Below are 20,173 nucleotides of genomic sequence, written 5' to 3'. Positions count from 1 at the left end.
CGGATCCGTGGGAGTCGTACGGGATCGATGAGCCCGGCGCGCGTTAGGTCCCGCTTGGCCCACCCGGCTCTCGTTGCTTGTTTCCACAGCTCTTTGTAGGTGTCGATGGCCTGGACCATTGATTCCTGGGCGGCGCTAAGGTTGCGCGCCAGTGTTGTTCGCGTCTGCTCTTGGCCTAGAAGCGCGTCAATCGGATCCATGTTTCCTTACCTTTGCTGTAGGGGTTGCGCCCACCGGGCGCGTCACCACCTACGTGCGGTGTGCGCGCACAACCCACCTGCCGGTGTGGTCAGTTGCGATAGATGCGCGCTACGGGCGCGCATCCCGGACCGAACCGAACCTCACACCCAGCCGCTGGCACGCATCGACGCGAAGGGAACCGTTACACAGAGCAAGATGGGACTTAGCACCTGTGCTAAGTCGATTTCCGGTGGACGATGATCGTCCGCCGGGGCACACTTGTCGTGTGGTCCCTACGGGTCGCTGCGCTGGCGGGAGGTTGAGTCGTGACGATGTCGAGTAGTGAGCGCAATATTGCGGCGCGTCATGATCGACGCCGCTCTCCGCGTCTGCGGGGTGGGCAGCGGCGGTCGAGGTTGACGGTGTATTTATCGCCGGCGGATCGCGAGCTTCTTGAGCTTCGCGCGCAGGTCTCGGGAGAGTCCATGGCGAAGTTCTTGGTCGATGGTGCGCTACGGCCGGTGAGCGCGGACGGGGTTGATGCTGGCCGACTGGGTGAGGTGGTCGCGCTGTTGCGCTACTATCGTCGTCAACTCGCGGGAGTCGCGACGAACCTGAACCAGGTTGCGCGTCACGCCAACACGATCAGTGAGGTTCCCTTCGACTTCGACGATGTCGTGGCGCAGGTCCACCAGCTGCATGACGACATTAACGAGATCTTGGCGAGTGTGCGCCGATGATCGCGGCAATCGTTGACGGGGGGAACACCACGGGATTGGTGTTGTATCTCGTTGGTCCGGGCCGAGCGAATGAGCACGCCTCACCACACGTCGTGTCCGGTTCCGATGTGATCATGCGCCGATGGGGATCCTGGGAGGAGCTGTCGGCTTCCCAAGGATATGAGTTGGCTCGTTTCGTCGACCAGTTCATGACCGAAACTGGCACTCGACCGACCGGCCCGCGGCGCGGGTTTGATCACGACGCCGGGCGGCGCGTGATCAGTAAGGCAGATGCCCCCAACCATGTGTGGCATTGCTCGTTGTCGCTCTCACCGCAGGACGGACCTTTGTCGGATGATGCGTGGCGGCAGATCACCGCCGAGTTCATGGAATCCATGGGGTTCACCGGCGTTGACGGGAAGGCGCCGTGCCGATGGGTGGCCGTGCACCACGGACGATCTAAGAACGGTGGGGATCATGTCCACATCGTGGCCAATATCGTGCGCGAGGACGGGACGAAGTGGTCGAACTGGCAGGACCAGAGACGTGCCGGTCGAGCCGTCAATGCGATCGAGCACCGGCACAACCTAACAGTCATCGAGGCTCGCGAGCATTCCCGTGGTGCGCGCGCCGATTCCACTGCTGATCTGCGGGTCAGTGCGCGTCGCGGCGAGGAGCGCACCGACCGTCAGGTGTTGGAGCATCGTGTGCGAGCCGCTGCGACCGCGGCGAGGAGCGAACGCGATTTCGTGCTGCGTTTGCGCGGGGTGGGTGTGCGTGCCAGGCCCCGGTTCGCGCGCGGGCGGACCGACGTCGTGGTCGGTTACTCGGTCGCGCTGCACAGGCCTGACGGGCAGGCCCAGTGGTACGGGGGTGGGCGCGTCGCCCGTGACTTGACACTTCAGCGTTTGCGCGCCAGATGGCCGGACACGCCGCACTCGGCACAGCAGGCCGTCGACGCGTGGCGTGATGCGTGGCGGGGCGTGCCGCGCCGTACCGGCATCAATCGTTCCCAGGTCGTGGCCACGGCGCGGGCCTTGAACACTTATGCGGATACGCTTGGCGGTATTGACGCGACCGATCCGGTCGTGCTCGCTGACGCGACCCGTGATGTGGCCGGATTGCTGTCCGCGCAGGCGCTTGCCGAACGTGATCCCAAAGCCCGTAGAGTCCTGGAGCGGGCGGCCCTCACCGCGGGTCGGGCCGCGCAAACCCATCATCGTCCGGCACCGGTGGCGCCGGTTCCGGGCGCGGTGGCCATGGCGGCGTCGGTGGCCATGTCAGCCACGATGAATCGCCAGGCCAATCCTGCGGTCCTGGCCGTCCAATCCCTAGCGCTACTGCGGTCGTTGGCCGATCTTTACCATGCCGCACAGCAGGCCAGGACCGCCCAGCAACTGCTCGCCGAAGCGACCACAGCTTTAGAAGCCGTGAGCAACGCACCCTCCAGCACCCATGTCGTCGCAGCCGTCGGGGCGCCGTCCGCGCCGCAGCGCGCCGGCCGGGCGCCCGACCCCCAGCCGGAGACCACACCACCACACCGGCAGGAGCAGGACGCGGCAGCTGGTCAGCGCTCGCCACAGATTGCCGGCGGCCCACCGGTGAGCGGGGTCAGCCAAGCACACGCCGACCGCATCCGTCGTATCACCGAGATCGTCGGGGCGCCGTCCGCGCCGCAGCGCGCCAGCCGGGCGCCCAGCCCCCAGCCGGAGACCACACCACCACACCGGCATGGTGACGGCGTGGTGAAGAAGAACAGCCGGCGCAGATGACCATCCTGCTCGCTCGCCGAGATCGTGCGCCCACGGAGCACGAGCAGAGTATGAGCGAGACGAATGAAGCAGACACGGTCGACGATGCGCCGATTCCCGAGCTCCAGTTCCCAACACTCGATAAATTCGTTGAGAACTTCATCTGTGTGATTTATGAGAGAGGGGTGAGTCCCACCAGCGGGTGCTGGTGCCCTCAGTGGTGGAACCACCCTGAGGCCCATTTCCGTCTCATGAGTCTGTGGCAGGCATGGGAGCACATGCACGCCAACAACGGACCGTTAGCGGCCGCCCAGTGGCTGGTGAGCTACGCTGACCCGATCATGAATCAGCTTGTCAGTCCCCGAGGACCATTCCGATCGTGCTCCCCGTCCAAGGGGCACAACCAGTGGCCCGAGCACCCCGACGGGATTCTTCCCTGCGACGCGCCACCGAAGGGGCTGTTCACCCCCCGGTGAAACACCCTTCCATCACGCGCGCCGTGTTTGAGTCCTCGATTGGTGGGGTGAACTCTTCTCGGGGCTCTTAACCTTGGCCGCTGGCCTCGCCGGGGCGCTGGCCCGGTGCGCCGGCTCGTGCAATGCACGGTCGCCAGCCACCGCCGAGCGCACTGCTTGGGGATCATGACCCTCTTTCAGCTTCTGTTTCGCCCACGCATCGCGAGCAGCCGTCGAATCCCAATTAGTATTGGACGATACTTGCGGTTCGGCGGGCTCCGGCATCATCTCTCGTGGCTCGTTGTCGAGAGCTTGATTCGCTTGCTTGTTCTCCTCATCGGTCAGTGTCGGGGAGACCTCGGCGATCATGCTCGCGGGCACGTCGCGCCTGTGAACGGGCGTCAGCGAGGTCAGTTCTGTGCCCCATCGCGCCAGCGCCTCCTTTCGGCATCGCTGGGCCACCTGACGCGCCAAGGGGTCGATGTCCTCGAACCGGGTGGCGAGTCCGTGGATGAACGCCGCGTCCTGGGGTTTGGCTTTGTCCCAGAACTTGTCATCCAGACCGGTGCGTAGGGCGGCGCTGGCCATTATGCGCTGTTGTCTGATGGTTTCTTGGACCCGTCGAGCCTGCGCAAGTGAATCACGTCGCGCATTGTCGAGTTGCTGGCGGCGTTTCTCAGCGAAGAAGCGACCGATCTGCATTGCAACTTGGAAAGCCATGCGCGCCTCACGGGCAACCGCTGGCGTCACTTCATCATGTTCACTCATTATTGTTTCTTTCTTGAATCTCTTTCAATCAGAGTTCCCAGTACGGGATAAGACTCGTCAGCACGGGCTTGATGCCTGACGCCAGGACCCAGGCCCTCCCGGCAGGGAGGGACTGGAGGTCGGACACCGTGGCGATCTGCCGTTGCTGAGACTCCTTGGTAACAGTTTTCGACCATCCCTGACGCGATCTGTTGATCTGTTTCGAGTCGATCCAATATGACCCTAATAGTTCGGAAAGGTCTGCGAGGAACACCTTCTCGGAAACACCGCCGCCGTAGACTTTGACGTTCGCGGCACTCCATAGTTTCTTGACTCCATCCTCACCCCATACTGAGGCCCCCTGGGACCAAGATTGTAGAAGCGTATCCACACAAATCCCCCTGGACCCAAAATGGGAATACATGCTCGGCAGTTCGCTCCAACGGCAGACGTTAGCGGCCTCGTCGAGCATGATGAGCAAAGGCGTGGTCAGCCGGCCAGTGGAGCTTTTTCTAGCGTCATTGACGGCCGCTTCGGTGACGGCGACGGTCAGGGCCGTCACGATCGGTGCGGCGCTCCGGCGGCCTTCCTGGCTCAGACAGTAGAGCGTGTCATTGCTCCTGACGAGATCTCCTGGATCGAACTGGGTGAGGAAGGGCTGAGGGGTAACCCAACGCATCGCCTGCTCGTTGAGCAGGAAGTTCATTATGGTCGAGGCCGACCCGAATACCCCAGAACGGGTCTCGGGGACCAGGTTGAGGATACCGTCAACGGTTTGCGCCATAAGGTCCTCGCCGGCGTCACGCAGAATACGGGCTGGCTCCCGGTCGGTTTCGTCGTTGAGCCACCGATGCAGCTCAGTGATGGGGCGCCCTGCACGTGCAGCCGCCAGGAGCAGACCGGAGATGAGGTTCCGGGCGGCGGCGTCGAAATACGCCGAGACCTGAGCCCCTGGTTCTCTGGTAGTGTCGGAGAAAATCTTCGCCAGTGCTTCAGCCTGCATGGCATCAGTGACATAGGCCATGATGTCCCACCACCACTGCTGACCAGTGTCGGCGAGCCCCTGCGGGTCGAAGACCCACACGGTGCCTCGCCGACCACGCGCTGCCTTGGTAGCATCGAGGATGTCCCGTTTGTTCGACGTGGCCACGACGGCCCCGGGAGCCTTGAGAATTCGCGGCACCACCCACCGCGTCGTTTTGCCCGTGCGCGGGCCGGCGATCACCACACAGACGTCTTCGAACGATGACCAAAGCCACCTGGCGCCAGCCACCGCTCGCCCGATTGGCAGACCGATTCCCTTGTCCACGTCGACGCCGAGCCGGCGGGCCTTGGCCGTCACGTCCCGCTGATTCAACGGTGCCGTGTCCACGCTCCGCCCCGTCAAGCGCGCTGCACCGTCGCCGCGGCGCCGGCGCTGGCGCCGACCACGACGCGCCACACGCCACACCATCGGCGCCGCAGCCATCACCACGCCGATCGTAATTACGCATCCCCACAGGCCGGATGTGGGCGTGATCTGTCCCCGTGCCAGGACGACGATCGCCGCGAACGGGTTCAGCGGCATACTCGCACCCGCCCACCAGGCCCACACCTGAGACCCCAGCATGAAGGAAACTGTCATCCATGCACCGACCACCAAGCCGTAGGCGATCGCGATGCTCGATGGCGCCCACCCACCCATCTTTTCACGCATCGTCATGGTCGCCATCGAGTTGTTGTTTCGCCGCCCACCGCTTATTGGTATCCGATAATGTTCGCTCCGGCTGAGCGAAATCGACTTTAAACGATATCCCCGGCGCACCCGATGTTTTCATCAGGAATTTTCCCAGTCCGGCCGGTGGCAGCGCATCCTGGCTGAACGGGTCATATCCACCTTGAGCGCTCCAACCACTCAGACGATCCTGCTCCGCCTGTGAGAACTCGAACACACCCGTGAGCAATGGCATTTCTTTGGCCGGCAGGGCGCCCAAGAACAGCATTTTCGAGCGCTCAACGAATCCTTGTGCTTTGACCCTGTCCTCCTCAGACGCCAGGGTCGAGAAATCAGCCATAGAATGCGTAATCATCATCTGCCCGATCCCGATGGTGCGATTCAAGCGGGTCAAGGAATCGACCCGCTCGACCATGCCGGAGGAGGCCTGGAGGATACGCCACAATTCGTCCATGACCAGCGAGTAGCGACGCCGTGGCGCCGCTCCAGCATCGGCCAGGGCCTGAGAAACCTCAACAGTCGCAAAACCATAGGACCAGCAGGACAACAAAACCGCCGCTTGGATGTCGGAATGCTCGTGCATGAGCCCATGCACATCGAAAACTACGGAGCGATCCATCCGCATCGGGACGGTCTCGCGCGCAGCGAAGATGCCTCCCATCCGTCCTCGCAGGAGCGCCATCAACGAGACTTCGAGTTCCTCGGTCACTTTGCGATACCGTTTGACGTCACCCCGATCCAGGGCCACCTGTCTCAGCTCGGCCGGCGCATCTCGAATGACTTGCAGCAGGTCAGACAGAGCCGGTCTGTCCCCGCGCTGCTCCAAAATGTTCACTGCTTCATCGATCACGATCTCCTCCCGGTTCCCGGGAGGTTCTCGACGCATGATCTGAATCAGAGACAGGACCATGTTCTTCTTGCGCTCGTGCGCGGCCTTAAGTAGCGCCGACCGTCGGTCGGAATCACCTCCCAGCGCCTGGGCAGCGTGATCCACGTTGCCGGCATCGAGCGGGTTGATCCCACCCTGGCCGTGACCGATCGTGATCACTTGCCCCCCGAGCGCTTCAATCAGATCCACATAATCGGGCTTAATATCCCCCAAAATCATTGAGTGAATCCCCATATCGGCATGGGAGGCAACAATGCGTCGCACCAGGGACGATTTACCGACCCCGTTCAGGGCCAGGACCATGGCCGACGGTGCTGAGATCAGGCCGCGCTCAAACCATGAGATGTGATCGGCGCACAGGAATCCCACTCCGTCCAGGACCCGCCCCAGGGGCGCCCCGACCGTTGGAGGGGCGCCCCCACTAATCAGTGGCCACAATCCGCACACCTGAACCGATGTGCCCCTCCACGGCTCCATCCTCGGCATTGCCGCCACGCGCCCACTGCCCGGCCCCGATGGCTCTCGACGCCTATCGGCCGTCCCCAGCAGCCAACTGCCCAGGTCCACGCTCACCACCCCCCAATAAGACGCTGTCGTGTCGGCGGCATCCCCAACGGCAACCCCATCGCGAACGCGGCGTCTTGAGCCCCATAGGCGGGGCGCACCAGCAAATGAGAGCCCGCAGCCCCAGCCACAACCGCCGCTGAAGCGGTCTCCAACCGATCGGTGTCGTCCGGACCCGACGACACCGTCGCCGTGATCACCACCCCGAAATCGATGACCGCCGCCCCGGCCGATTCCTCCTGAGACGTCCTGCGCGCCTGAGCGACCTCCCGCTTCATGCGCTCGGTCGGACGTTTAGACATGCGCTGTTGAGCCTCGGCCTTGTCCACATCGCTCTCCACCACATCCGGCGCCCGGGCAGGATCCATCGGCTGATACAGCACAGTGACACGTTTAATCTCCACGTCCCTGCTGACCTCGAGGACACGCTTGAGGACCCGCGCCTGAACGACCCCACGCGGAGGCCGGCTCATCACCCACGACCGCGACACACCGGAGTCGTGCCGGTAATGGTCCCAGCCGGCCTCCGCGCTCACCGGCCCGGCCTCCGACCAATCCAGGTCGATCACCCGCCCAGCCGTCACGGCCTGCTCGAACACCATCGATGACTCAGGATCAAAAGCCTCACGCACCAGCCGCACCATCTCCGCGGCCCTGAGCAGGTGAACCGCCCCATCCCCGGACTCGACAAGATTCTGCGTCAAACCCGGCAGGCGTGTGGCAATGTCCTGAACAGCACGAGCATGCCCTCCCCGTCCAGTCATACTCCCAGGATCGAACGACAACGTCACCCACGTGCGAACCTCGACCCCAGTACCGGCCGCGGCCGCCACAACGTCATCAACTATTTGGCGCCCCAGCACAGGACCCTCAGGGTCACGGCGCGCGGTGACCTCACGGCGCAGACGCTGCCCCGTGTCAGGACTCGTCTCCACCGTCACGGTCGCTCCCACGATCCCCGTCTCGTTGGCCAAGTCCGCCAACTGCAACCCCCACAAGGCAACCTTGCGCTCGATCGCATCCCGATCGACCAGGTCCTCTCCCGCCGGAGCCAACGCCATCGGGACCGTCAAACGTCCATCACCATGCCGAATCACGGTGAAAGGGCGCCCCCAAGCATCCTCATGCTCACTCACGGTCAAGGCCCCGAGCAGCCCGGGCAGCCGGCACTTCCCCGAGCTGTGCCTGGACGGGTCCAGCAAGCCCGCACGAAAAATATTCGTTTTCTTCCGGCGAGCCCTTCTAAACACGGCCCGTTCCTTTCGTCTGTCAAACCAACTCAGCCCGAACTTGTCTCGGATCGTGGCCAGAACCGCGACCAGAACCACCGGCGCACCCAAAATGAACAGCCATCTCATCCCCATCGTGATCTCAACAATCACTAAGACCACAGACGCAGCGAACAAGACCAAGGTCTGCCCCACCGTGAACTTAGCCAGACCAGCAGGACGGCTCACACGCCAGCCGCCGTACGTGACCACCGCTGTCTTGTCGCTCATCTGGCTACCTCCCCGGCACCCGACGCACTTTCACCGGTGGCTTCCTCGGTCGTGTCCACAACCACATCCGCCCCCTTCTGAGCCACCTGCAACCCGGCCATCACCACCATGGCAGCGCCCCCAGCCACACCCCCGCCAGCCGCACCCGACGCACCCGCACTCGAAGCGCCCGAAGCGCCACCACCGCCCGCGCCAGCCGCACCCGACGCACCCGCACTCGACGCGCCCGAAGCGCCTCTTGCAGTACCAGAAGCACCCGATGAGGCATCCGCTGAACTACCACCGGCGCCGGGCCGGCCCCTCGCCCCAGTCGGTCCACTGTCCCCGTCGTCGCCTGACGAGCCCGACGATCCCCGCCCCGAGGACCCTCCCGATCCACCGCTGCGAGTAACATGCACCGCACCGGTCGCCACCGCGCCGGCTCCACCAGCCAGCACTGCAGCGCCCGACCCCGACGCAACCGCGCCAGCCGCAGGCACGACGAACTTCACCAAGGCCGGCAACGCCATGGCCGCCATCACCATCAAAATAATTCCCTGGATGAAACTACCCAGATCATCCATTGCCGTGATCGAGTTCGAGGTCACTAATTTAATCGCGACCCCATAAATAATCGCCGCCGCCGGTTTCATGAGCGCGAACGCCACGGTCCAACCGATGATCTTCGATAGCCACTCCTTCCCCCAGTCAGTGAGCGCCGCCGCACTCGCCAAAGGAATAATACCGGTGATCAACACCAGCATCGCCGACCGGACAAACATCAACCCCATCTGGATGAGGTTCGCAATAATCCCGCAAATCCCACCAAGGATGATCGTCAGCCACCCGACCCCAGTCGGAGACACGCTCGTGATCACCAGCAGCTTCGTGGCGAAACTACCGTTCATGTCATCAACGGCCTCGGTAAGGAACCACGTACTCAAACCATCCGAAATGTTAATCGCTAACTGTGTCACAGTGGCCGCAAGACCACTGATAATGATCATGCGCAGAACACCGCCCACTATTTTGCGGATCTCCTCACCGCGCATATTCCACATCACGTAAATGCTGGCAACCATGATCGACCCGATAAGAAGCACGCCGGATATCCATTCGGTCGAATCAACGACATAAGCTGTTGCCGACGACTCCGACGACACATCCGGGGTTTCCATGTCCACCCAGAAGGTGCCAACCTTCGCTAACGCCTTGTCCAACGCCTCAAGGGTCGACCTCCCCCACATCGCGACAATGTTCTCGGCCACCTTCTCAGCAGTCTCTTCGGCTTTGCACTCAACTTGCCAAAACCAACAATCCGACATTATCGGACTACCCAGGCTGTAAAAGCGTCCGTAGACGTCTCTGCTTGTTCGCCCCACGAATCATTCGCAGGAGTCTCCACCTTCCAGTCCCCAGATTCCCACACCATGACCAGCGGCCACGACACGAGTTGGAGAACATCAACCGATTTCGACGTCAGGACCGTGACCAGAACCTCGTCACTGCTCCTGACCTCGACCTTGTAACCCATAATCGCAAACGGAGAGGACACCGACCCGTCCCACCCCACCTCAACCTGAGACGCCAACCGATCCCGATCAGACCCGGGGACCATGAGGGCCGTGATCACGTCCGGAAGCTTTTCCCGCGCCGAGAACCACCTCATGAAATTCACGGCCGCAACAACCGCACCCGTTGGCGAATGAGCAAAACAATGACTCACCTCACCATCCTCAATAACACCCGGACCAACACCCTCAACCACCGGCGCCGTGACCGTCTGACCGACCCTGACCGACTTCATAGGCAACGGCCCAGTAGGAATGGACTGATCACCGGCATCCAGGCCGCACTCCGACACCGATTCAGGCGCCGTTGACTCGGTAGCCAACTCCACGGACTCTTGGGTCCCCTGCTGACCACCAGCACGGGCGCCCCCGCCGTCCGACGCTCTTGGATCAAAGACGATCCACACCCCCATACCCACGACGAGGACGACAAACACGAGACCCGCTATGAATCCCCGACTCTTGAACAACTCCGCTAACGGCCCACTATTCGAGCTCATATCACACCCCCGTCAACGCATAACCGATGCCGGTAGCCCCACCGAGGAGCCCGGCGCCAATCGCCACGAGCCCGATCCTGTTAATAATCTCCTCAGCGCCGCCACCAATACGACCCGTAGCGTTCAGAATAAAAATTATCCCGATCGTCACAATAGCGACGACACACGCAATGCCACCACCCCACATAAGGTACCCCAAAACCGTCTTAACATCAGCCGCGATGCCCGGCGGCTCCACGGGAGAGGCATCAACCAACGGAGCGACAAAAGCATAAAGCGTAAGCGCCGCCCTGGGAATACTACTGATCATGACTGTCATCCTTCCTTCTCCTGTTCTGACAGCGACTAACAATTGCACTATTGAATTGCGCTAAGAATTCTTAGCGCCCGCTTCGGAATCGACGAGGTCTGCACCCCACCCTCACGCCACGCCCCCACCCAGGGAACCATCAGGCTCGACGGGAAAGCCCCCGAAATCAGCGCCTTGTCCTCGCGCAGGACTCGTGGCAGACGCCCAGGCGCATCGGCGACCCACACCACACCCGCCAAGTCCACCCCGGGCACACCACCACCAGCCCACTGCACCGCAGCACTTTGCGCCGCACGCATCCCCGCATGATTCGTGCGCGCCACAATCCACACCCTGGACACACCCTTAGCCGGCACCGGCCAGCCCGTGCCCGCCTCAGCCACACCCGAAACCAACGCCACCGTGCTCGTCCCCGCACCCCCATGAGCCCCAACCACCCACACACGCCCCTCAGCCACCTCGACCAACGGCAACCCATCATCAACCTCAGGAACCTCAGCCACCGGCAACCACGAACGCACCCGCACCCCGGGCTCCTCCAAACCCGCCCGCCCGGGCTCCTCCAAGCCCGCACCCGCATCCTCATCCAGATCCAGCCACGGATTCACCATCGTCATCAGGGGCCACCTCCCTATAACCCCACGTAGACCGTGCGCGCACCACACCCGCCAAGAATCAGACCAACACCCAACACCGTCGAGTACCGTGACACCAACAGGCGAATAAACTAAGGAGAAACAAATGCTCGGGGACGAATCAGTCGGCAGCGTCGCCACGATTCACCACAGCTGGGCAGTCACCCACGGACCCCACCCGAGCACCACCGCCTACTGCCCCCTCACCCAAGCCCGCCACGGCGCCGCCCGCACCGAGTTCCATCGCCTCCTCCAACCCATCCCCGATGACGCGACCGACCTCTACACCCGCCTCGCCGACATCGCCGTCATGATCCCCAAGCAGTGCGCCACCTTCTGGTACCGCCTCACCGCCATCATCGAAACCCCATGGGTTCGAGCCGATCACACCCCCCAGTCCCAACTCCTGGCCATCGCGCACCAGCAGATGAAAACCCACACCAGACCCACCATCATCGGAGACCACCCGAACACCACGGCCCCGATCACCCCCGACCTCGACCTCGCATCACGCAACCTGTGGCTCGTCACCCTCGACGGAGACGACCCCAACGGCCCCGACGACATCTGGTCCAGCCCCATCGTCGACCACGACACCACAACTCTCACCCAAGCCCGCACGCTCTACATGTCGATGGCCGAACAGATCAACGAGGACAACCCCCCAGACCCCGACCCCGTCGACGGCATCATCTTCTGGCACAGCATCCAAGCCAGCGCCGAGACCCCATGGATCCCCGAGACCCACCACGTCGACCCCCTCAACCTCATCACCCAGATCCACACCCACCACCCCTAATATGACCTACATCACATTCTGTGCTGAGTGCCACAATGTCACCCAGACAATTGTGACGTCACTCACGCTTGCTGTAGGCACGAGCGACCCTGCACGCACCCATCGCTAACTCATCCTCACTCATCTGCACCACCGGAACCTGCGCACCCCGACGAGAACCCACCAACAACGTCATCCACGCCCGCGCACACGCAGGAGACGCCCCCAAATCCTCCAAACGCGGATCCTCACCCGCCAACGTGTGCCGCCGAGACGCCCCACGAAGCGACAACTCCGCGACCCGCCGCGTCCCAGCCCACGCGATCGTCTCACTCATCCCAGCCCCCACCAGGGCCGCCACAACACCAGACAACACGGTTTCGAAATCATCCAACGCCACCACCGAGCGCCGAACCACCGCCCCCGGAAGATCCACGCCACCGTCGGTCAGCAACGCCGGATCCACTGTGGAGACCGACACCCCGTCAGGCAATCCTTCATCCCGACCACGACGCGCCTCCCGACGAGTCAGCGCCGTCCACATCGCCCACGGCCGATCCGCCATCACCACACGACGCGTCTCCAAACGCAAAACCTCCCACGCCGAAGACATCGTGTCCGCCTTCGCCTCATCCCGACTCAACCGAGCAAACCGGATCCCGTCCCTCACCGCCCCCGACAACTGACGCTCAACCGCGCGATCCAAACTCCGGCACACCACCCCAACATCCTCGCCACCAGCCCAATCCTGCGCGACCGCCCCGACAATCGCGTCCCGCAAACCCTCATCATCAGCCGTCGCGACCCACCGACCCTCCGGATCAATCTCCGGCAAAGCGAACCGATACACCCTCACCGCCGACTCAGCCTCCTCGACCTCATCCAAAGGCTCATCAACAGGCAACAACCGCAGCACCGACGCCGCCTGCCGCCCACCAACACGCCGCCGGCGCCGCTCCAACACACCCCGAGCCTCCAAACCCGCCAAAGCCCGCAACACCGACCGACGCGACCTACCCGTCGCACCAGCCAAATGATCAACCGCGACAATCGCCTCACCACGCCAATCCGCTAAACGCGCCAACTCACCAACCACCAGGGACTCCGAGGGCGTCAACCCCACCAAACCCCTCGCCCACACAAGCCACGACACACGCACATCACTCATCACAAACTCCCACACGAAGAATGTCCGCAGCCCTCCGAGCAAGCGCCAAATGATCCGCACCCGGCATCTCAAGCCGAGCCTCCTCAAAAGCCCGGCCAAAAGCCGGATCCCCCCGACGAGGCCGCTCAGCAGCCAACGCCTCCGACCGACGCCGCGCCAACGCAAAACGCTCATCATCAGACATCCCCAACCGATCAACCGCCGGCGATCCCCGCATCGGCGCCAGATCCGGCGCCACATTCACCCGCAGCCGGTGCGCCACCAACGACGACAAACGCCCCACCGACGCCGGCAGCCGCTGATCCATCACCCGCATGATCTCCTCCGGACGCCACCCCGCATCCAACCGCTCAACCAGCAGCCCAGCCACCACCCGAGCCCCCTCAGGATCCAGAACCCTCATCCGCTCAGGCAGGCACGAACCCAGCAGGTGAACCGCCCCACCCGGCCCCGCCGGAGCCGGACCCCGCCCACCAGTCTGGGACGAATGTCCCGGGTCCTCGGGTGCCGGACCAGACCCAACCAACGGCGCCCCGCGCGCTGGAGACTCCTCGCGGTCAAGCTCGGTCTGGTCTGGTGGTTCTAATGGTGGTTCTTCCTTTATAGGTAGCAACCGGCCACTGTTGGCCGGTTGCGACCGGCCAACAGTGGCCGGTTGCGCAAGAGGCCAATCTGGCCGGTTGCGCAAGAGGCCAGATTGGCCTGTTGCCGGAATCTCAACAGAAACACACCCCCCGGGCGAGTTATCCACAGACTCGTCGTCCGACGAGTCATCGCAAGAGGCCAGATTGGCCTGTTGCCCGGATTCCAACGAATTCTCACCAGCATCCACCACGGCACCCACATGAAGCTGATACCCATTCGACCGCCGACCCCACGACGAAGACCTCGCCACAGGGGTCAAAAGTCCCAGACTCCGGAGCGTCGCGATATGCCTCCGCACTGTCCGCTCGCCCATCTCACAACGCTCCGCGATCGCCGCCTGCGACGGCCAGCACCAACCATCGTCATCCGCCTGATCCGCCAACGCCGCCAACACCAACTTCGGCATCGGACCCGCCCCCATAACCGACCACGCCCATGCCGACGCCACCACACTCACGACGGATCACCCCCACCAGCAGGCGACGACATCGCCGCCGACCACAAGCGACCCTGTCCAGGCATCTCAACCGGACCCGCAGCATCAGCCGACCCCGCAGACGCAGCAGAGGCGACCACTGGCGTCAGCAGAGCCTCAATGTCGGCTCGTCGGAAGTACTTGCGTCCGCTCGGAAGCTTGACGAAGGCGAGTGCGCCCTGCCGAGCCCACCTCAAGACCGTCTGCGCTGACGTGTCAGGGAGGAGCTCAGCGACTTCAGCCGCCGTGAGCAACTCGCCTTCTCCGTAAGGATTCTTAACTGCCATGAACATGATGGTACACGGCTACATGCGTAAGATCCATCACGAGGATGTTGACGATCTTAATCGTTCATGACAGAGTTGAACCATGATGAACGAACGGCTCCTCACCCCTCCTGGCACACTGAGCGCCGACGCGGCGCTTGGTATGACGATCAACCAGGTGATGTTTCACCAGGGCATTACTCGCGCAGAGCTTGGGCGGCGCATCGGTATGTCCGGTCCGTCGATCTCCCTCAAGCTCCGAGGGCAGGTGGGATGGAGCCTGGCCGATCTGTATGCAACCGCTGAGGCTCTTGGGGTCAACGTCGACTCGCTCATGCCGTCTTACAGCGCGCAGGCAGGTTTCACGCCAGCGCCCTACGTGCCGGGAACGCGGAAGGCCCCGGCACCTGATGGTGCCGGGGCCCCCGGTCTCGTGGCGGGGGCAGGATTCGAACCTGCGACCTCCGGGTTATGAGCCCGGCGAGCTACCGAACTGCTCCACCCCGCGTCGGCCAGATAACAATAGGCCAACCTCGCTGCCGGCCTCAAGTCTGAGGTACGTGCTTTGCCTCACCTTCAATCGGCTGCGGCCGAGCGGCCCCATTGCCGCGCCCCTCAGATCGCCTCCGGCACAGTCACGCCCCATAAGGGCGCTCGCCGCTTCCAGCGCCTGTTCCTGACCCAAACCTCCTAAAAGCTGCCGGCCGCTGGTGATGCTCCTATGGGCGTCAAGGGGTGGTGAGGCGATAGTGATTAGTGGCGGTAGATGTTGGCGAGGATGGTGCCGAGGCGGGTGCCGCGTTCAAGTTCGCTAATGCGGGCCGGTGAGGTGTTCAGGTCAGTGGCGGCCTGGGCGAGGGTCGGGCCTCGTTGGTGTCGTCGGCCACGTAGGTCGTCGGTAGGCGGGGTGGTCACAAACGAGCAAAATGTCGCGAAATGCGAGGGAGGTTATGCTCGCCGTCTGAAGGAAGGAACCCTCATGACTCAGATCACCGTTGTCATCGGATCCGGATCCATCGGGCAGGCGATCGCCCGCCGCGTCAGCGCCGGACGTCACGTCCTGCTCGCCGATGTGCGACAGGAGAACGCCGACGCCGCGGCGCAGGTGCTCGCCGACGCCGGCTTCAAGACATCCACCGCCGTCGTGGACGTCTCGTCCCGGGAGTCCGTGCGCGCCCTCGTAGAAACGGCGAACGCGCTCGGCGAGATCACCGGCGTTGTCCATGCCGCCGGTGTCTCGGCCAGCCAGGCCTCGATCGAGCAGATTCTTCACGTCGACCTCTACGGCACCGCGCTCGTCCTGGAGGAGTTCGGCCGGGTGATTGCCGCGGGCGGCTCTGCCGTGGTGATCTCCTCCCAGTCCGGCCACCGCCTGCCCTCACTCAGCGCCGAGGCGGACCGCGCTCTCGCGACCACCCCGGTCGACGAACTGCTCTCACTGCCCCTGCTCCAGCCCGGGCAGCTGCGCGACGGCCTGCACGCGTACCAGATTTCCAAACGCGCCAATGTGCTCCGGGTCCAGGCCGAGGCCGTGCGATGGGCCGAGCGCGGGGCGCGGGTCAATGCGATCAGCCCCGGCATCATTATCACCCCGCTCGCCCTCGACGAGCTGAACGGCTCCAACGGTGCCGGGTACCGGCGCATGATCGAGCTCTCCCCGGCCGGCCGTGCCGGGACCCCCGATGAGGTCGGCACCGTGGGCGAACTGCTGATGAGCGACCGCGGCTCGTTCATCACCGGCAGCGACATCCTCATCGACGGCGGCAGCACCGCCTCCCATTTCTACGGGCCCCTCGCAGGCCTCGCACCCACACCCGGCAGCGGGGACGAAGACCGGCCCGGGGAGAAGAGCAGTCGACGCTAGTTCGGGCGTTTGGCGACAATCCGCTCGTAAATGACGTGCCTGGTGTCCCCAACAAGACTTTCTTGGGGACACCAGGCACGACCGGCGCTGCAGCGCAGCGGCCCGCGCGGGCGTCTTACCCGCCCATGCGCTGTTGAGCGTCGATGGCTCTGGTAATGGCGTCGTCGAGCTTGTCCTGCGCCACGCCGTAGGCGGCCCAATCGCCATTCTTCAAAGCGGTGTCCGCTTCGGTCATTGCCGCCTGGGCGTCAGCCAGGGCCGTATCCAGGTCGGTCTTGGGGTCCCCCGTCCCGGCTGAGGCGGAGGCGGCGGCGCTAGGGGTGGGCGTCGGGCTCGGGGCGGTGCCGGCGGCTGCGCTGGGGGCGTCCGTGGGCGCAGTCTCAGCCCCCTGAGCGACCGCGTCGGCGTCAGAGGTGTCGTTCGCGGCTCCAGCGTCGCCGTCGACAACCTGCTCCCCAGTTGTCGCGCCGGAGTCCCCGCCGAAGATCTGGTCGAGCGCCTCTGAGAGCGTGTCCGCGAAACCGACCCTGTCGCCGAAGGCCACCAGTACCTTGCGCAGCAGCGGGTACTGCGTGCCCTGGGATGACTGGACATACACCGGTTGGACATAGAGCAGTCCACCGCCCACAGGCAGGGTCAGCAGGTTGCCCTTGATCACCTGCGAGCCTTGTTGGGAAAGCAGGTTGAGGGCCGGTGAGGCCACTTGGTTGGAGTCGAAGTTGTTCTGCACCTGACCCGGGCCCGCCACGTTCGAGGAACGCGGCAGCTCCAGGAGTCTCAGCTTGCCGTAACCGGGGTTGCGCACCCCCGGTTGGCCCGTGGCCGTCTCGGAGTCCACCGCCAAGAAACCGGTGAGCACATTGCGGTCGGTGTTCCCGCCAATGATGTAGACGCTGGACAGGGAGAAGGAGGCGTTCTCCTGGTCCGGCATCTTCAAGGTGAGGTAGTAGGGGGCCTGGGCGCCGTCACCATCCTTAGTGGGGTCGTCGGGCACCTTCCAGAAGTCGCCGCCGGAGTAGAAGTCCTCAGGGTCGGTGACGTGGTACCTGGCCATGACAGTGCGCTGAACCTTGAACAGGTCCTCGGGATAGCGCATGTGCGCCATGAGGTCGGCACTCATCTCACTCATTGGGGTGATCGCCCCCGGGAACACCGACTCCCAGGCCCGCAGGATCGGGTCGTTCTCATCCCATTGATAGAGGGTGACCGAGCCGTCGTAAGCGTCCACCACGGCCTTAACAGAGTTGCGCACGTAGTTGGACTCCGCGGGCGCCCCCAGCAGGGCAGTCGAGCCGGTGGTGGCGTCACTAACGGTGTCCTCAAGGGATTCGTGCTGGGAGTAGGGGTAGTTGTTGGAGGTGGTGTACCCGTCAACAATCCACACCACGCGCCGCGGGGTATTCGGGTCATCATCGTCGTCAACGACCGCGGGGTACGGGTTGCCGTCCAGGGTCAGCCACGGCGCCACCTTGGCCACTCGCTCGGCCGGGTTGCGGTCGTAGAGGATCTGGGAGCCGTCCCGCACCTCCTGGGAGAACAGGATGTTCATCTCCTGGAACTTCACCGCGTAGAGCAGACGGTTCCAGGGGTTGGACACATCCGGTCCGCCGTTGCCGGCGAAGGTGGTGTTGACCTGCCCCGACTGCGCTGTGTCGTCGGGGTAGTCCAGTTCGCGCGGGTTGCCGCCGTCGTCGCCCCCGACAATGGAGTACGACGGGGAGCTCTGGCCGAAGTAGATTCGCGGCTCGTAGTCCCCCAGGTCGCCGGTGGAGGGGATGCCGCCCTCCCAGAAGGAGGGGACACCGCCAGAGGCCACGGTATTGCCGTAGGCGGTGACCACACCGTAGCCGTGGGTGTAGACGGTGTGCTCATTGATCCATGTGCGCTGCCCGGCGTCCAGGCCATCGAGGTTGAGTTCGCGCACCGCAATGACGGTGTCGCGGCTGCTGCCATCGACGACATAGCGGTCCACGTTCAGGGACGATGAGAAGGAGTAGTACTGCTTGTTCTGCTGAAGCTGGCGGAAGGTGGCGGACACCAGGTTGGGATCCAGGAGCCGAATGGAGGTGGTGGATTCCGCGTCGGCCAGGAGCTGGCCGGCCTCGGCGGTGGTAGTGGCGTCGTAGGCGGTGATCTCAACCCCGTCCAGGCCGTAGGCGGCCAGGGTGGCCTTAATGTTCCGGTCGATGTACTGGGCCTCTTCACGCTGAGCGTTGGGGTCCACGACGAACTTCTGCACCGCCAGCGGGTAGACGACCCCAATCAGCAGCGAGGAAACGACCATGACCGCTACGCCGGTGATCGGCAGCCTCCAGGACGAGGAGCGCACCGAGAATACGAAGAGCACCGCGATAACCACGGCGATCGCCGCAAGGATCCCGTTGGCGGGGATGACGGCGTTGACATCGGTGTAGGTGGCGCCGTCGAACTTGGGATTCGAGGCGTACAGGGCCGTGTAGCGCCCCAGCCAGTGCCTCGCCCCCTCCAGCAGGGAGAACAGGGTGAGGAAGACCGCCAGGTGGACGCGGGCCGCACGAGTGAAATGGGGCTGGCGCACCACGGAAATGCCGCCATACAGGTAGTGGACGACGACGCTGGCGAGCCCGGCGAAGATCACCACGCGCGAGAGATAGCCCACCAGGATGGAGAGCACCGGCAGGATGAAGACGTAGAAGGACACGTCCAGACCGAACTGGGGGTCCTTGACCCCGAAGGGCTCGGCGTTGAGCGCAAGCAGGATCTCCCGCCAGTGAGGCGCGAGCTCCCAGGCCGCTCCCAGCAGCGCCAGGACCGCGGGTACGCCCCAGCCCAGGGGGCGGCGCAGCGGTTCGATGGCGGTGCGGTAGGCCTCCAGGTTCCGGGCCGCCTCATCGGTGGGGAGACTTATTTCGCGCGCCCGGTAGGCGCTGAACATGGCCCCCAGGATGGCCAGGAACATGACCAGGAAGCCGACAATGAAGAGCACGCCGGTACTGATCCACTGGGTCCACAAGACGCGGGCGAAGCCGAGCTGGTTGTACCAGAGCACCTCCGTCCAAACCTGGGACAGGAAGACGATGATCACCCCGGCGGCCAGGAGGATCCCAATAGTGGTGGCCAGGGGGCCCGGCTGGCGCCGGTCGGGACCGCGGCCCGAACGGGGGGTGCGGGGCCCCGAGGGGGATCCGCCCTTGGGCTCTTTCTTCTCGGACTTGGAGCCGGAACCCTGCCGGGCGCCAATGCGCGACCAGGCCTCCGCCCGGGCGAAAAAGCCCGAGCGGACCCGATCCTCACGACTACTGCTGGCTCGGTCGTCCTCAGTGCCGCCCTCATCACCCTCGCCGTCAGGCGAGGTGGAGTCGGGCAGGTCAGTGGGCTCGTCGTCGGACCATCTGCTCACGGTCACGCTCCGTCTCAGTTGTACGGCTCTGGTACAAGATCCTCCGACGCCGGGGACGCCGGACCCGCACATCGTCCCATAGGCG

19 protein-coding genes, 1 tRNA gene and 1 pseudogene are annotated in these 20,173 nt (G+C 63.9%); 6 read left to right on the top strand and 15 right to left on the bottom strand.

Going from position 1 to position 20,173, the window contains the following annotated elements:
• Positions 1-512 precede the first annotated feature (512 nt).
• The 3 genes from EUC46_RS06525 to EUC46_RS06515 are packed head-to-tail and all read left to right on the top strand — an operon-like array spanning position 513 to position 3,126.
• The gene (locus tag EUC46_RS06525) at positions 513-920 is read left to right on the top strand and encodes a MobC family plasmid mobilization relaxosome protein (RefSeq protein WP_241655440.1); all 408 of its coding nucleotides are present in this window, start codon (positions 513-515) and stop codon (positions 918-920) included.
• Positions 917-2,671 carry a relaxase/mobilization nuclease domain-containing protein gene (locus EUC46_RS06520; RefSeq protein ID WP_128773378.1) on the top strand — a complete coding sequence of 585 codons (1,755 nt, stop codon included), beginning with the start codon at positions 917-919 and terminating at the stop codon, positions 2,669-2,671. Before EUC46_RS06525 ends, EUC46_RS06520 begins: the two co-directional genes overlap by 4 nt.
• A gap of 50 nt (positions 2,672-2,721) precedes the next feature.
• Positions 2,722-3,126: a DUF4913 domain-containing protein gene (locus EUC46_RS06515; RefSeq protein ID WP_164918766.1), complete on the top strand. Its 405-nt coding sequence runs from the start codon at positions 2,722-2,724 to the stop codon at positions 3,124-3,126.
• 12 nt (positions 3,127-3,138) lie between these two features.
• On the opposite strand, the gene EUC46_RS06510 is transcribed toward EUC46_RS06515, so the two are convergent.
• The 8 genes from EUC46_RS06510 to EUC46_RS13455 form a co-directional block, all read right to left on the bottom strand.
• Complete coding sequence (locus EUC46_RS06510; protein ID WP_128773376.1) at positions 3,139-3,873, bottom strand: hypothetical protein; 735 nt, start codon at positions 3,871-3,873, stop codon at positions 3,139-3,141.
• Between the two features lie 28 nt (positions 3,874-3,901).
• Positions 3,902-5,563 (bottom strand): type IV secretory system conjugative DNA transfer family protein, encoded by a 1,662-nt coding sequence (locus EUC46_RS06505; RefSeq protein ID WP_128773375.1) that lies wholly within the window; start codon positions 5,561-5,563, stop codon positions 3,902-3,904.
• Positions 5,541-6,758, bottom strand: coding sequence for an ATP/GTP-binding protein (locus EUC46_RS06500; protein ID WP_241655438.1), 1,218 nt, complete (start codon positions 6,756-6,758; stop codon positions 5,541-5,543). The genes EUC46_RS06505 and EUC46_RS06500 overlap by 23 nt, the downstream gene beginning before the upstream one ends.
• 266 nt (positions 6,759-7,024) lie before the next feature.
• On the bottom strand, positions 7,025-8,518 hold the full coding sequence (locus EUC46_RS06495; protein ID WP_128773374.1) for an SCO6880 family protein: 1,494 nt from the start codon (positions 8,516-8,518) through the stop codon (positions 7,025-7,027).
• Positions 8,515-9,765: a TrbL/VirB6 family protein gene (locus EUC46_RS06490; RefSeq protein ID WP_128773373.1), complete on the bottom strand. Its 1,251-nt coding sequence runs from the start codon at positions 9,763-9,765 to the stop codon at positions 8,515-8,517. The genes EUC46_RS06495 and EUC46_RS06490 overlap by 4 nt, the downstream gene beginning before the upstream one ends.
• A gap of 56 nt (positions 9,766-9,821) precedes the next feature.
• Entirely contained in the window at positions 9,822-10,505 is a 684-nt protein-coding gene (locus EUC46_RS06485; protein ID WP_128773372.1) for a DUF8175 domain-containg protein, read from the bottom strand.
• A 64-nt stretch (positions 10,506-10,569) separates the two neighbouring features.
• Positions 10,570-10,878, bottom strand: coding sequence for a hypothetical protein (locus EUC46_RS06480; RefSeq protein ID WP_128773371.1), 309 nt, complete (start codon positions 10,876-10,878; stop codon positions 10,570-10,572).
• Positions 10,879-10,925: 47 nt separating this feature from the next.
• Entirely contained in the window at positions 10,926-11,489 is a 564-nt protein-coding gene (locus EUC46_RS13455) for a DUF6668 family protein (RefSeq protein WP_421701428.1), read from the bottom strand.
• A 130-nt stretch (positions 11,490-11,619) separates the two neighbouring features.
• On the opposite strand from EUC46_RS13455, the gene EUC46_RS06475 reads away from it, so the two are divergent.
• Complete coding sequence (locus EUC46_RS06475) at positions 11,620-12,312, top strand: hypothetical protein (RefSeq protein ID WP_128773370.1); 693 nt, start codon at positions 11,620-11,622, stop codon at positions 12,310-12,312.
• Between the two features lie 58 nt (positions 12,313-12,370).
• On the opposite strand, the gene EUC46_RS06470 is transcribed toward EUC46_RS06475, so the two are convergent.
• The 4 genes and pseudogenes from EUC46_RS06470 to EUC46_RS13445 all read right to left on the bottom strand — a co-directional run bounded on the left by EUC46_RS06470 (position 12,371) and on the right by EUC46_RS13445 (position 14,866).
• Positions 12,371-13,207, bottom strand: coding sequence for a hypothetical protein (locus EUC46_RS06470; RefSeq protein WP_128773369.1), 837 nt, complete (start codon positions 13,205-13,207; stop codon positions 12,371-12,373).
• 60 nt (positions 13,208-13,267) lie between these two features.
• A pseudogene (locus EUC46_RS13520) lies at positions 13,268-13,459 on the bottom strand (helix-turn-helix domain-containing protein); the annotation flags it as partial.
• Complete coding sequence (locus tag EUC46_RS13450; RefSeq protein WP_164918765.1) at positions 13,452-14,510, bottom strand: helix-turn-helix domain-containing protein; 1,059 nt, start codon at positions 14,508-14,510, stop codon at positions 13,452-13,454. The gene EUC46_RS13450 and the pseudogene EUC46_RS13520, both read right to left, overlap by 8 nt.
• Positions 14,511-14,557: 47 nt before the next feature.
• Positions 14,558-14,866: a helix-turn-helix domain-containing protein gene (locus EUC46_RS13445; protein ID WP_164918764.1), complete on the bottom strand. Its 309-nt coding sequence runs from the start codon at positions 14,864-14,866 to the stop codon at positions 14,558-14,560.
• A gap of 82 nt (positions 14,867-14,948) precedes the next feature.
• Here EUC46_RS13445 and EUC46_RS13295 point away from each other — a divergent pair, with 82 nt between their 5' ends.
• Complete coding sequence (locus EUC46_RS13295; RefSeq protein ID WP_338324471.1) at positions 14,949-15,320, top strand: helix-turn-helix domain-containing protein; 372 nt, start codon at positions 14,949-14,951, stop codon at positions 15,318-15,320.
• Here the strand turns inward: EUC46_RS13295 and EUC46_RS06450 are convergent.
• Positions 15,280-15,353: transfer RNA gene (locus EUC46_RS06450), tRNA-Met, on the bottom strand. The two genes, EUC46_RS13295 and EUC46_RS06450, sit on opposite strands and share 41 nt — an antisense overlap.
• A gap of 245 nt (positions 15,354-15,598) precedes the next feature.
• Entirely contained in the window at positions 15,599-15,760 is a 162-nt protein-coding gene (locus EUC46_RS06445) for a helix-turn-helix domain-containing protein (RefSeq protein WP_128773366.1), read from the bottom strand.
• Positions 15,761-15,824: 64 nt separating this feature from the next.
• Between EUC46_RS06445 and EUC46_RS06440 the strand changes: the two genes are divergently transcribed.
• A complete protein-coding gene (locus EUC46_RS06440; protein ID WP_128773365.1) occupies positions 15,825-16,709 on the top strand; it encodes an SDR family oxidoreductase in 885 nt (294 codons plus the stop codon).
• 115 nt (positions 16,710-16,824) lie between these two features.
• Here EUC46_RS06440 and EUC46_RS06435 read toward each other — a convergent pair whose 3' ends face one another.
• Positions 16,825-20,088: a UPF0182 family membrane protein gene (locus tag EUC46_RS06435; protein ID WP_241655437.1), complete on the bottom strand. Its 3,264-nt coding sequence runs from the start codon at positions 20,086-20,088 to the stop codon at positions 16,825-16,827.
• Positions 20,089-20,173: the final 85 nt, after the last annotated feature.

The organism is Actinomyces oricola (genome assembly GCF_004104015.1).
In the GTDB taxonomy this organism is placed as follows: domain Bacteria; phylum Actinomycetota; class Actinomycetes; order Actinomycetales; family Actinomycetaceae; genus Actinomyces; species Actinomyces oricola.
Note: the sequence above shows the minus strand (reverse complement) of the source record. Positions and strands in the feature narration are given on the sequence as shown.